Source organism: Streptomyces sp. NBC_01314, from assembly GCF_041435215.1.
Lineage (GTDB): Bacteria > Actinomycetota > Actinomycetes > Streptomycetales > Streptomycetaceae > Streptomyces.
The window spans coordinates 8,702,740-8,715,076 of record NZ_CP108394.1 but is presented as its reverse complement, the minus strand read 5'-3'; the positions used below and the strand labels follow the sequence as shown (position 1 = coordinate 8,715,076).

The following is a 12,337-nucleotide window of genomic DNA, read 5'->3' as shown; positions in this document are numbered from 1 at the left end:
GCGGCGTGGGCGGAGCCGCGTGGGCGGAGCCGCGTGAGTGGAGCCGCGTGAGTGGAGCCGCGTGAGTGGAGCCGCGTGAGTGGGACCGCATGGGTGGGGCAATCGGGGTGACGAGCCCGGAGCCCTGGTGGCCAAAGGGGCACGCGTGGGAGCGGCACCGCCGGACAGGCACGATTCGGCTCCGCGCCGTCGCGGCGGAGAGTAGGGACCGGCAGAAGAATGAGGCCGACGGACAGTGGGGGCGGCCGGAGGGTGGAGCGGGCCGGAAGGGTGCGGGGCAAACCACAGGGGTGCGGGGCGGCCTGAGGGTGGAACGGGCGTGGAGGCTGCGGGGCGGGCCGGAAGGGTGCGGGGCGGCCTGAGGGCTATTGCGGTTGGCCGTAGTCCTTGAGTCGTTGCCCCGTCCTGTTCACCTGTTCGCGGGTGAGTAGATGGGGGGTGAGGCCGGGCACGGAGGAGGCCTTCAGCCAGACCTGGCACATCCATTCGAGTTGGGTCGTGCGGTCGTAGGCCTCGGAGAGGGTGTCCCCGTAGGTGATCGTGCCGTGGTTCTGGAGGAGACAAGCGGTGCGCCCCGTCAGAGCGCGGAGCATGTTCTCGGCCAACTCGGGGGTGCCGTAGGTCGCGTAGGGGGCGACTCGGACGGGTCCGCCGAGGGCCGCGGACATGTAGTGGATCAGCGGCAGCTCGCTCACGAGGGTGGAGACGGCCGTCGCGTGGACGGCGTGGGTGTGGACGACGGCGCGGGCCTCGGTGGTGGTATGGATCGCCAGGTGCATGGGGAGCTCACTCGTCGGGCGAAGCGCGCCGAGGACCTGCCGGCCGGAGAGGTCGACACCCGTGACGTCGTCCGACGTCAGACGGTCGTACGGCACTCCCGTCGGTGTGACCAGGACGGTGTCCCCGACGCGTACGGACACGTTGCCGGAGGTGCCGACGACCAGACCGTCGGCCACCGTCCGGCGGGCCGCCGCGACGAGCTCGTCCCACGCGCGCGCCACGTCGTCCGGCACACCCCGCCGCCCCATGTCCCGCGAGTTCTGTGCGTCCTCACCCGTGCCCCGCTCGTCCCGGGTGTCGCGCCACTGCTCAGCCATGCCGTGATCCTGCCAGGCGGATCCCCCGACGGCTCCCGGGCGGGGGCACGGCAGGCCGGACGAAGACCTCCGGAAGAGCCCATATAGGCCTATATCGACCGGCGTTGACGATTGGCCGGTGATCGCCGAACCGAGTCGTCCGGCAAGGCCCGGGCCGCCCGCTTCGTGAACAATGGCGGCGGCCGACGCTCGGACGGTCGACGCTGCCGCCGGCCGTCGACATCGAGTACAAATCGAGTACAACCCGTACGACAAGCCGGCTGAAGAAGTTCGCCAAGGGCCAGCGGGGTAGCGGGTAGCGGACCTCGACGTTCCGTCTCAGTTCGAACGTCAGGCCGCCAGACGTCAAGCCCGACGCGTCCGGCTCCGCACAAGCGGAGCGGCGACATCTCATTCACTACACCCGTACGCCCGCCCCAGTTCATCTTCCGTTCACCCAGGTTGCCTACGGTCCTTATGCCAATGACGTCCGAAAGAAGCTCGGGTAAATGGAAAACTTCTCGCTGATCCTCGCGATCGTGGTCATCACCGCGCTTGCGTTCGATTTTACGAACGGTTTCCACGACACCGCCAACGCGATGGCCACCACCATCTCGACAGGCGCCATGAAGCCCAAGGTCGCGGTAGCCATGTCCGCCGTGCTCAACCTTGTCGGCGCGTTCCTTTCCATCGAGGTCGCCAACACCATCTCCAAGGGACTCGTCGACGAGTCCGGCATACAGCCAGAGGTCATATTCGCGGCGCTCGTCGGCGCCATCCTCTGGAACCTGCTGACCTGGCTCGTCGGACTCCCCTCCAGCTCCTCGCACGCCCTGATGGGCGGCCTGATCGGCGCCACCATCGCCTCGGTCGGTGTGGGCGCGGTGCACGGCGACGTTCTCGTCACCAAGGTGCTGATCCCCGCCGTCGCCGCCCCGCTGGTCGCCGGTCTCGCGGCGATGCTCGCCACCCGGCTGACGTACAGACTCGGTGAGCACACGAGCGAGAAGGCCTCCGGCAAGGGCTACCGCGCCGGCCAGATCGCCTCCGCCGGCCTGGTCTCGCTGGCCCACGGCACGAACGACGCCCAGAAGACGATGGGCATCATCACCCTCGCCCTGGTCGCCGGCGGCACCCTCGCACCCGACTCCGACCCGCCGGTGTGGGTCATCTTCTCCGCCGGTACGGCCATCGCACTCGGCACCTACCTGGGCGGATGGCGCATCATCCGCACGATGGGCAAGGGCCTGACCGACCTCCAGCCGCAGCAGGGCTTCGCCGCCCAGACCAGCGCGGCCACGGTCATCCTGGCCTCCTCGCACCTCGGCTTCTCGCTCTCCACCACGCACTCGGTCTCCGGTGCGGTGATGGGCGCGGGGCTCGGCCGCAAGGGCGGGGTGGTCCGCTGGTCCACCGCGACCCGGATGTTCATCGCCTGGGGTCTGACCCTGCCGGCCGCCGCGCTGGTCGCCGCGCTCGCCGAGTGGGTGACGTCCTTCGGCACCTGGGGCACGGCCGTCGTCGCGGTCTTCCTCGTCGCCTCCAGCGCCGCGATCTGGGTGGTCTCGCGCCGTGAGGTGATCGACCACACCAATGTGAACGACACCGAGGAGCCGCCCGGCGTGGTGACGACGGCGATGGCCGCCGTGACTCCACCGCCGGTCGGCACCGTGGCCGAGGATCTCACGGCGACCATCCCGGCCCCCGCGGCCACGGTCGCCGCCGAGACCACGGCCCCGGCGGGCTCGTCCACGCCGACGCCCGCCGTCTGAGCCCCACGACTCCCTGAGGAATCACCACCATGCACATCGACTGGGCAGCTCTCGGCTCCGTCTTCGGAGTCAGCCTCGTGGTCACCGTGGCCCTCGTCGGCCTCTTCACCCTGGGCATCGTCGGTCTCTCCAAGCGGGAGCAGGCGTCGACCCGGGGCGACTCGGTGGCGGCGGCGACCACTGGGGCGTACGTGTGCTTCGCGCTGTGCGCGGCGGCAGTGGCGTACGGAATTTCCCTGATCATGACCTGAGACCGGAAATCCCACGGCCCCCACGGGGCCGTAGTGACAACTGCAGAATCAACCCCCGAGAGCGTTCATGACGCTTTCGGGGGTTTTGTTTGCATTGAGGATGCCTTGGCGAAGTTTTCGAATCGACACATGTCATAATGACGGCCGCTAGCCGATGACAGCTAACTCACCTACTCTATTGGGGAGTTACTGTTCGAAGGTGGCGGTCTGACGAGTCGGGTACGACATGTGGCAGGGAGCACCATGGCCAGGGACATCGATCCGAGCCTGAATCGACGCAGGCTTCGCATCGAGCTGCGCAAGGCGCGTGAGAACGCCGGGCTGACCCAGCGGGACGCGGCGCAACACCTGGAGTGGTCACTCTCCAAGCTGATCAGGATCGAGGCCGGCACCGTGAGCCTCGGCGTCACCGACCTGCGCGCACTCCTACAGATGTACGAAGTCACGGATGCCGAACGCGTGACCGAGCTGGAGAACGCGGCCCGGGGTTCGAAGGGCCAGTCCTGGTGGGCGCAGTACAGCGAGCTGGTGTCTCCGCAGTACGCCCAGTACCTCGGCTACGAGGGCGCGGCGAACAGCATTCGCATGTACAACCCCATCATCCTTCCCGGCCTCGTGCAGACCGAGGACTACGCCACCGCGCTGCTGTCCGCCCAGGCACCGGAGTCCCAGGTGCGCCAGCAGGTTGAGTTGCGTATCACCCGGCAGGAGCGCTTCTTCGAAAGCGAGAACGGCCCCACGATGAACATCGTTCTGGACGAGGCGGCCGTGCGGCGCGAAATCGGCGGTCCGGCGGTGATGCGGCGGCAACTGGACCACCTCAGGACGATGGTGGAGCACTCCCGCACAAGCCTCCAGCTACTGCCGTTCTCCGCCGGAGCCCACTACGGCATCGCCGCGCCGTTCATCCTGCTGGAGTTCAAGGACGACGACGACCTGCTGTACATCGAAGGTCCCACGGGGGGCCTGTCGAGCCGTGACGACCTGGGCCTCACAGCGCGCTACCAGGAGTGCTTCGAGGACATCAGCTCCATCGCGTACCGCGGCGACCGGATGGTCGGGGCGCTCGACGCGATCAAGGAGAGTCTCAGCAACGACTGACCCCGGGCGGGACACCCGGGCAGAGAAACGGGGGGAGGCCTCATGGCGGTCTTCGGAATACGGGCGTGGTGGCGGGGGTTGGGCTCAGCCCCCGCCGTTCCACCGGACAGCACGGCGAGAGATCCCGACGAGACGGCGGGCCGACAGGAGTCCGCCGCACTCGACGACTGCACCCTCAAGCCCTACCCCATGCAGCAACCCGAGTGGACCGACGCCCTCATTCGGGTCGAAAGCGCCCGGGTCGCCGGACAGATTCGCCTGCCGTCGGTACGGCTGCTGTTGGGCACGACATGCGGCAGCGCTCTGCTGTTCAGCATCTCCGTGGCCACTCGGGTCGCCCCGGGCGCTCCGCTCGGAGCCTCAACACCGTTGGCCACGGCTGTGATCGGCGCCGTGGGAGCAGCCCTGGTCACAGCGCTCGGGGCATGGCTGGGCAGAGCACTGCGCCACCGCACCGGCGTCAGTGGCGCTCCGGCCTCCGGGGCTGTGCCGCCGCGAGAGCCCGGTTCAGGACCCGGAGCCGCTCAGCGACCGGAGTGAGACCCCACCAGAGGCCGGCACCGGCGGCGACGAGAACGGTCACCACCAGCCAGACCAGACCGCGCACTTCACCTCCTGGGACGAGGAACGCCACCAGTGCGCCCGCACCGACTGCCAGCACCCCCATGACCGAGCAGAAGAGTGCCAGTGGCGCTGCCGCCGTCACCCACGTTCCGCGCGCGCGCTGATATCCCGTGCGCGACGAGACCGTCTTCCTGGGCCGATCTTCCATGTGTGCACCTCCCGTCCCCCGGGTGACCCGTCACGAGTCGCCCGTCCCCGGGTCCACAAGTCCAGCCAGAAAACCACACCACGCCGTGTAGCGGAAGGTGAGCACAGAGTTCTGGCTCCAGTTCGAGTCGCGCAACAGTACGCGCCCCCGCTCGGGCAGCACCTCGACGCACTCACCCTGCGTGCTGGAGTAACTGCTCCTGCGCCACAACCGCTCCGGCGAATCCCTGCCGACCACACCGACCTCCACCTCACCAGTCAGCGCGCCGACACGGCGTCCTCACCGCGGCGACCCGAGCGCCGTGTCCCGATGCCGCTCGTCGGCGCTCAGCTTTCGTACTGCCGTTCCCTCAAGTGTTCCCAGCTTGGGCATCGGGGAAGAGCGTGGAAAGAGCCGATTCGGGCGTCTGGCGATATTTCGGCGATGTGGGGCTCAGCACACCGCTGCACCGCAGGTCAACAGCAAGTTGACGGGTCTTCCGGGGGCGTGGTGGACTGCCGGGGCCATGTACGACGGTAGGAGAGGAAGCCGGTGCGAGTCCGGCGCGGTCCCGCCACTGTCACCGGGGAAGAACCTCCCGGGAGCCAGGAACTCTCGCCGTCGGTCTCGTCGAACCAGGGCGTGGACACCCTGAGTGAGGACATTTCGCCATGTGCGCCATGTGCGGCTGCTCGTCGGGCCTCGGTGCCCGGTCCCTGCCCGACCCCGTGATCGGCTGAACGGGTGTGTGCCGACCGCGTCTTCGCGTACGGCGCCGCCGCCGGACTCCTCGGTGATCTGCTGCTCGGTGATCCTCGCCGGGGCCATCCGGTCGCCGCGTTCGGGCGGGCCGCCGGTGCCGTGGAACGGGTGCTGTGGCGGGACCACCGGGGGTGGGGCGCGCTGCACACGGCGGTGTGCGCGGGTGGCGCCGTGGCGTTGGGGGCGGCTGCCGCGTCCGCGGTGCGGCCGTCGCGTGCGGCCTCCGTCGCGTTGACCGCCGCTGCCACCTGGGCCGTCGTCGGGGGGACCTCGCTCGGGCGGGAGGCCCGGGCCGTGGGGCGGTACCTGGAGTCCGGGGATCTCGAGGGTGCTCGTGCGCGGTTGCCGCATCTGTGCGGGCGGGATCCTCAGTCGCTCGACCCGGCCGGGATCGCGCGGGCCGTCGTGGAGTCCGTCGCCGAGAACACGTCCGACGCGGTGGTGGGGGCGCTCGTGTGGGGGGCCGTCGGTGGGGTGCCCGGGCTGGTCGGGTTTCGGGCCGTCAACACGTTGGACGCCATGGTCGGGCACCGGTCGGAGCGTTATCGGCGGTACGGGTGGGCCTCCGCGCGGCTGGACGATGTGGCGGGGTGGCCGGGGGCCCGGCTGACCGCGGTGCTGGCCGCGGCCGCGGGCGGGGATGCCCGGGGTGCCGTTCGAGCCTGGCGTGCCGATGCGGGGAAGCATCCGAGTCCCAACGCGGGGCCGGTGGAGGCGTCGTTCGCGGGGGCGCTCGGAGTGCGGTTGGGGGGCACGTTGTCGTACGGGGGGCGGGTTGAGCATCGGCCGGTGCTGAATGGGGAGGGGCGGGCTGTCGCCGTGGCGGACATCGAGCGGGCTGTTCGGTTGTCCCGGCGGGTGAGTTGGCTGGCGTTGGGGGTCAGTGCGGGTGGGGCGGTGCTGCGAGGGCGGGTTTCGAGGCGCCCGGCGCGGCGGTTGAGGAGTCAGGGATGAGTGGCGGACTACTGGTCGCCGGGACCACCTCCGACGCCGGGAAGAGTGTCGTCACCGCCGGGATCTGTCGGTGGCTCGTGCGGCAGGGGGTCAAGGTCGCGCCCTTCAAGGCGCAGAACATGTCGCTCAACTCCTTCGTGACGAAGGAAGGCGCCGAGATCGGGCGGGCTCAGGCCATGCAGGCGCAGGCCTGTCGGGTGGAGCCCAGTGCCCTCATGAACCCCGTTCTGCTGAAGCCCGGGGGTGAGCGGAGCAGCCAGGTGGTGCTGCTGGGCAAGCCCGTGGGGGAGATGAGTGCGCGCGGGTACCACGGGGGGCGGCAACAGCGGCTGCTCGGGACCGTGTTGGAGTGTCTCGCCGAGTTGCGGGGCACGTATGACGCGGTGATCTGTGAGGGGGCCGGTTCCCCCGCCGAGATCAATCTCCGGAGGACCGACATCGTCAACATGGGGATCGCCCGGAACGCCGGGCTTCCCGTGCTCGTCGTCGGCGACATCGACCGCGGTGGGGTCTTCGCGTCGTTCTTCGGGACCGTCGCGCTGCTCTCGCCCGAGGACCAGGCGCTCGTCGCCGGGTTCCTCGTCAACAAGTTCCGGGGGGACGTCTCCCTGCTGGAGCCGGGGCTCGACATGCTGCACGGGCTCACCGGGCGGCGGACGTACGGCGTGCTGCCGTTCCGGCACGGGCTCGGGATCGACGAGGAGGACGGGCTGCGGATCTCGCTGCGGGGGACGGTCCGGGAGTCGAACGTCGCGCCGCCCGTCGGGGCGGACGTGCTGCGGATCGCCGTGTGCGCGGTGCCGCTGATGTCCAACTTCACCGACGTGGACGCGCTCGCCGCCGAACCCGGTGTCGTCGTGCGGTTCGTGGACCGGGCCGAGGAGCTGGCCGACGCCGACCTCGTCGTCGTTCCGGGGACCCGGGGGACGGTGCGGGCGTTGGACTGGCTGCGGGAACGCGGGCTCGCCGACGCCCTGGTGCGCAGGGCCGCGGAAGGGCGGCCGGTGCTCGGCATCTGCGGGGGGTTCCAGGTGCTCGGCGAGCACATCGAGGACGAGGTCGAGAGCCGGCGGGGGCATGTGGACGGGCTCGGGATACTGCCCGTGCGCGTGCGCTTCGCTCCCGGGAAGACGCTCACACGGCCCGTCGGGGAGGCCCTCGGGGAGCCGGTCGAGGGATACGAGATCCATCACGGGGTCGCCGAGGTCCTGGGCGGGGTTCCCTTCCTGGACGGATGCCGGGTCGGGCAGACCTGGGGCACGCACTGGCACGGGTCGTTGGAGTCGGACGGGTTCCGGCGGGCCTTTCTGCGTGAGGTGGCGGCCGCCTCGGGGCGCCGTTTCGTGCCGGCCGCCGACACGTCGTTCGCCGCGCTGCGCGAGGAGCAGCTGGACCGGCTCGGCGACCTGATCGAGGAACACGCGGACACGGACGCGCTGTGGCGGCTCATCGAGTCGGGCGCGCCGGCGGGACTGCCTTTCGTGCCGCCGGGAGCACCGGGAGTACCGGGAGCGTCCGGATGAGCACAGGCTCGCTGTTGAACGACCGGCCGCGGGTCAACCGCCCGTGGCCGGAGGGTGACTTGGAGGGCGACGCAAAGTGAGTGTTCCGTTTCCGTTCACGGCCGTCGTCGGCCAGGACGACCTGCGGCTGGCGCTGCTGCTGAACGCGGTGTCGCCGGCGGTCGGCGGTGTGCTGGTGCGCGGTGAGAAGGGGACCGCGAAGAGCACCGCCGTGCGGGCGCTCGCGGCGCTGCTGCCGGAGGTGGAGGTCGTCGTCGGCTGCCGGTTCTCGTGCGATCCCGCGAAGCCGGACCCCGCGTGTCCGGACGGGCCGCACGAGCCGGCGTTCGAGACGCGGCCGTCGCGCATGGTCGAGCTGCCCGTCGGCGCCTCCGAGGACCGGCTCGTCGGCGCGCTCGACATCGAGCGGGCGCTGTCCGAGGGCGTGAAGGCGTTCGAGCCGGGGCTGCTCGCGGACGCGCACCGGGGGATCCTCTACGTCGACGAGGTCAACCTGCTCCACGACCACCTCGTCGACCTGCTGCTCGACGCGGCCGCGATGGGCGCCTCGTACGTGGAGCGCGAGGGTGTCTCCGTACGGCATGCCGCGCGGTTTCTGCTCGTCGGGACCATGAACCCCGAAGAGGGTGAGCTGCGGCCGCAGTTGCTCGACCGGTTCGGGCTGACCGTCGAGGTCGTGGCCTCGCGGGAGCCGGACCAGCGGGTGGAGGTCGTACGGCGGCGGCTCGCCTATGACGACGACCCGGCGGCTTTCGTGACCCGTTGGGCGGACGAGGAGACCGACGTACGGCAACGGGTCGTCGCCGCACGGGAGTTGTTGCCGTCCGTGGTGCTGGGCGACGGGGTGCTGCGGCAGATCGCGGCGACCTGTGCGGCCTTCGAGGTGGACGGGATGCGGGCCGACATCGTGATGGCCCGGACGGCGACCGCGCTGGCCGCGTGGGCCGGGCGGACCGAGGTGCTCGCGGAGGATGTGCGGCAGGCGGCGCTGCTCGCGCTGCCGCACCGGCGGCGGCGGAATCCGTTCGACGCGCCCGGCCTCGACGAGGACAGGCTCGACGAGACGCTGGAGGAGTTCGCGGAGCCACCGGCGGACTCGGCAGACCCAAAGGACCCAGAGGACCCGAAGGACCCGAAGGACGAAGACCCCGATCCCGATCCTGACGGGCCCGGTGGCGGTGGGCAGCCGCCCTCCTCCGAGCCCGACGGGCCGCAGGGCGGCGACAGTGGGGCTCGGTCCGAGAGCGGGGAGGGCGTGCCGGCGCAGGCTCCGGCCGCCGGGGAGCAGTCCGCCGTACGGGCCGCCGAGCCCTTTCGTACGAAGGTGTTGAGCGTGCCGGGGCTCGGGGAGGGCGCTACCGGGCGGCGTTCGCGGGCGCGGACCGAGCACGGGCGCACGACCGGGGCGCGTCGGCCTCGCGGCACGCTGACCAAGCTGCATCTGGCGGCGACCGTGCGGGCCGCCGCGCCGCATCAGCGGACGCGTGGCCGGTCCGGGCCGGGGCTGGTCGTCCGCCGGGACGATCTGCGGCAGGCGACCCGGGAGGGGCGCGAGGGGAACCTCGTGCTGTTCGTGGTCGACGCCTCCGGGTCGATGGCCGCGCGGCAGCGCATGAGTGCCGTGAAGGGCGCTGTGCTGTCGCTGCTCCTCGACGCCTATCAGCGGCGGGACAAGGTGGGTCTGGTGACCTTCCGGGGGTCGGCCGCCGAGGTGGCGCTGCCGCCGACCTCGTCCGTGGACGCGGCGGCGACCCGGCTGGAGTCGCTGCCGACGGGTGGACGGACGCCGCTCGCCGCCGGGCTGCTCAAGGCGCACGACGTGCTGCGGGTGGAGCGGTTGCGGGACCCCGCGCGTCGGCCGCTGGTCGTGGTGGTGACCGACGGCCGGGCGACCGGCGGGCCGGAGCCCGTCGCGCTCGCCGGGCGGGCGGCGCGGCTGTTCGCGGCCGAGGGCACCGCCTCCGTGGTCGTCGACTGCGAGTCGGGCCATGTCCGGCTGGGGCTCGCCGGGCAGCTCGCTGGTGAACTGGGCGGTACGGCGGTGACGTTGGACGAGCTGCGCGCGGACTCCATCGCCGGGCTGGTTCGGGATGTGCAGGGAACGCACGGGACGCACGGAACGCAAGGACCGCAGGGAACTTCGAGGAGGGCCGCGTAGATGCCGCAAGGACAGCCGAGTGTCGTACCCGACGACGGACTGACGACTCGTCAGCGCCGGAATCGTCCGCTGGTGTTCGTGCACACGGGCGTGGGCAAGGGCAAGTCCACCGCCGCGTTCGGGCTCGCGCTGCGCGCCTGGAACCAGGGGTGGCCGATCGGGGTGTTCCAGTTCGTCAAGTCGGCGAAGTGGAAGGTCGGCGAGGAGAACGCGCTGCGGGTGCTCGGGGCGTCCGGTGAGGGCGGGTCCGTCGACTGGCACAAGATGGGCGAGGGCTGGTCGTGGGTGCAGCGCGACGGGCAGATGGACAACGAGGACAAGGCCCGGGAGGGCTGGGAGCAGGTCAAGCGGGACCTGGCGGCCGAGACGTACAAGCTGTATGTGCTGGACGAGTTCGCGTACCCCCTGCACTGGGGGTGGATCGACACCGACGAGGTCATCGAGGTGCTGCGGGACCGGCCGGGAACCCAGCATGTCGTGATCACCGGGCGGAACGCGCCGGAGAAGCTCGTCGACTTCGCGGACCTCGTGACCGACATGTCGAAGGTCAAGCACCCCATGGACGCGGGCCAGAAGGGCCAGCGGGGCATCGAGTGGTGACGTCGTGACCTCCTCCCTTTCCACTCCCCTGCCCTCCGTCCCCCGGCTGGTCATCGGCGCGCCCTCCTCGCGCAGCGGCAAGACCACCGTCGCCACGGGGCTGATGGCCGCGCTCACCGAGCGGGGGCTCGCCGTGTCCCCGCACAAGGTGGGGCCGGACTACATCGACCCCGGCTATCACGCGCTCGCGAGCGGGCGGGTGGGGCGGAACCTCGACGCGTATCTGTGCGGACCGGATCTGGTCGCGCCGCTCTTCGCGCACGGGGCGCGCGGGTGCGACATAGCCGTCGTCGAGGGTGTGATGGGGATGTACGACGGGGCTTCGGGCCAGGGGGAGTTGGCGTCCACCGCGCATGTGGCGAAGCTGCTGCGGGCGCCGGTGGTGCTGGTCGTGGACGCCTCGTCGCAGTCACGGTCGGTGGCGGCGCTGGTGCACGGCTTCGCCTCCTGGGACCCCGAGGTGTGGATGGGGGGCGTGATCCTCAACAAGGTCGCCTCCGACCGGCACGAGGAGTTGCTGCGGGACGCCCTGGAGTCGACCGGTGTGCCCGTGCTGGGGGTGCTGCGGCGAGCCCCTCAGGTGGACACGCCGTCCCGGCATCTGGGACTGGTACCGGTCGCCGAGCGACGACGCGCGGCGGTGGAGGCCGTGGCGGCGATGGCCGCGCAGGTACGGGCGGGGTGCGATCTGGAGGCGCTCGTCGCGCTCGCCCGCAGCGCGGGGGCGCTGTCGGGTACGGCGTGGGAGCCGCCCGTCGCCGACCCCACGGACAGGCGGGAGGTGGTCGCCGTGGCCGGTGGGCCCGCGTTCACCTTCTCCTATGCCGAGCACGCCGAGCTGCTGACCGCCGCCGGCGCCGAGGTCGTCGTCTTCGACCCCCTGCGCGACGAGCAACTGCCTGACGGAACAGGCGGGTTGGTGATCGGCGGCGGGTTCCCCGAGATGTACGCCGCCGAACTGTCCGCCAACGAGCCGCTGCGGAAGGCGGTCGCCGAGCTGGCGTTCGGCGGGGCTCCGGTGGCCGCCGAGTGCGCCGGACTGCTCTACCTGTGCCGGGAGCTGGACGGGCGGCCCATGTGCGGGGTGCTCGACGCGACGGCACGGATGGATGAGCGGCTGACCCTCGGATACCGGGACGCCGTGGCCGTCGGCGACAGCGTGCTCGCGCCGGCCGGGACCCGGATGCGGGCGCACGAATTCCACCGGACGGTCGTCGAGCCGGGGGCCGGACCGGCTCCCGCCTGGGGGGTACGCAGCCCACGGCCGCGGGTCGAGGGGTTCGTGCAGCAAGGGGTGCACGCGAGTTATCTGCACACGCACTGGGCGGCCGAGCCCGGTGTCGCCCGGCGGTTCGTGGAGAGATGCCGGACCTCATGAGCGGCGGCCCG

11 protein-coding genes and 1 riboswitch are annotated in these 12,337 nt (G+C 71.2%); of the genes, 8 read left to right on the top strand and 3 right to left on the bottom strand.

What is annotated here, in order from left to right:
• Window positions 1-365 precede the first annotated feature (365 nt).
• Window positions 366-1,097 carry a class II aldolase/adducin family protein gene (locus OG622_RS38300; protein WP_371581208.1) on the bottom strand — a complete coding sequence of 244 codons (732 nt, stop codon included), beginning with the start codon at window positions 1,095-1,097 and terminating at the stop codon, window positions 366-368.
• Between the two features lie 488 nt (window positions 1,098-1,585).
• Between OG622_RS38300 and OG622_RS38295 the strand changes: the two genes are divergently transcribed.
• From OG622_RS38295 to OG622_RS38285, 3 genes are all read left to right on the top strand, one after another.
• The gene (locus tag OG622_RS38295; RefSeq protein ID WP_371581207.1) at window positions 1,586-2,848 is read left to right on the top strand and encodes an anion permease; all 1,263 of its coding nucleotides are present in this window, start codon (window positions 1,586-1,588) and stop codon (window positions 2,846-2,848) included.
• Window positions 2,849-2,877: 29 nt separating this feature from the next.
• The gene (locus OG622_RS38290; protein ID WP_046709667.1) at window positions 2,878-3,099 is read left to right on the top strand and encodes a hypothetical protein; all 222 of its coding nucleotides are present in this window, start codon (window positions 2,878-2,880) and stop codon (window positions 3,097-3,099) included.
• Between the two features lie 243 nt (window positions 3,100-3,342).
• The gene (locus OG622_RS38285) at window positions 3,343-4,200 is read left to right on the top strand and encodes a helix-turn-helix domain-containing protein (RefSeq protein ID WP_371581206.1); all 858 of its coding nucleotides are present in this window, start codon (window positions 3,343-3,345) and stop codon (window positions 4,198-4,200) included.
• A 460-nt stretch (window positions 4,201-4,660) separates the two neighbouring features.
• Here OG622_RS38285 and OG622_RS38280 read toward each other — a convergent pair whose 3' ends face one another.
• Both OG622_RS38280 and OG622_RS38275 read right to left on the bottom strand, forming a co-directional pair.
• The gene (locus OG622_RS38280; protein WP_371581205.1) at window positions 4,661-4,906 is read right to left on the bottom strand and encodes a hypothetical protein; all 246 of its coding nucleotides are present in this window, start codon (window positions 4,904-4,906) and stop codon (window positions 4,661-4,663) included.
• Between the two features lie 96 nt (window positions 4,907-5,002).
• Complete coding sequence (locus OG622_RS38275) at window positions 5,003-5,209, bottom strand: DUF397 domain-containing protein (RefSeq protein ID WP_371581204.1); 207 nt, start codon at window positions 5,207-5,209, stop codon at window positions 5,003-5,005.
• A 235-nt stretch (window positions 5,210-5,444) separates the two neighbouring features.
• Window positions 5,445-5,587, top strand: a riboswitch (cobalamin riboswitch).
• Between the two features lie 108 nt (window positions 5,588-5,695).
• Between OG622_RS38275 and OG622_RS38270 the strand changes: the two genes are divergently transcribed.
• The 5 genes from OG622_RS38270 (at window position 5,696) to OG622_RS38250 (ending at window position 12,326) form a co-directional block, all read left to right on the top strand.
• Window positions 5,696-6,667, top strand: a complete 972-nt coding sequence (locus OG622_RS38270; protein ID WP_371581203.1) for a cobalamin biosynthesis protein — start codon at window positions 5,696-5,698, stop codon at window positions 6,665-6,667.
• Window positions 6,664-8,190, top strand: coding sequence for a cobyric acid synthase (locus tag OG622_RS38265; protein ID WP_371581202.1), 1,527 nt, complete (start codon window positions 6,664-6,666; stop codon window positions 8,188-8,190). The genes OG622_RS38270 and OG622_RS38265 overlap by 4 nt, the downstream gene beginning before the upstream one ends.
• 76 nt (window positions 8,191-8,266) lie before the next feature.
• Window positions 8,267-10,348 carry a putative cobaltochelatase gene (locus tag OG622_RS38260; RefSeq protein WP_371581201.1) on the top strand — a complete coding sequence of 694 codons (2,082 nt, stop codon included), beginning with the start codon at window positions 8,267-8,269 and terminating at the stop codon, window positions 10,346-10,348.
• Complete coding sequence (gene cobO, locus OG622_RS38255) at window positions 10,349-10,948, top strand: cob(I)yrinic acid a,c-diamide adenosyltransferase (protein ID WP_371581200.1); 600 nt, start codon at window positions 10,349-10,351, stop codon at window positions 10,946-10,948.
• Window positions 10,949-10,952: 4 nt separating this feature from the next.
• On the top strand, window positions 10,953-12,326 hold the full coding sequence (locus OG622_RS38250; RefSeq protein ID WP_371581199.1) for a cobyrinate a,c-diamide synthase: 1,374 nt from the start codon (window positions 10,953-10,955) through the stop codon (window positions 12,324-12,326).
• The last annotated feature ends 11 nt before the right edge of the window (window positions 12,327-12,337 follow it).

Bases quoted from the DNA above. Each gene is read 5' to 3' on its own strand.
- OG622_RS38290 (WP_046709667.1), top strand. From the start codon at position 2,878: ATGCACATCGACTGGGCAGCTCTCGGCTCCGTCTTCGGAGTCAGCCTC.
- OG622_RS38265 (WP_371581202.1), top strand. From the start codon at position 6,664: ATGAGTGGCGGACTACTGGTCGCCGGGACCACCTCCGACGCCGGGAAG.
- OG622_RS38285 (WP_371581206.1), top strand. From the start codon at position 3,343: ATGGCCAGGGACATCGATCCGAGCCTGAATCGACGCAGGCTTCGCATC.
- cobO (WP_371581200.1), top strand. From the start codon at position 10,349: ATGCCGCAAGGACAGCCGAGTGTCGTACCCGACGACGGACTGACGACT.
- OG622_RS38295 (WP_371581207.1), top strand. From the start codon at position 1,586: ATGGAAAACTTCTCGCTGATCCTCGCGATCGTGGTCATCACCGCGCTT.
- OG622_RS38300 (WP_371581208.1), bottom strand. From the start codon at position 1,097: ATGGCTGAGCAGTGGCGCGACACCCGGGACGAGCGGGGCACGGGTGAG.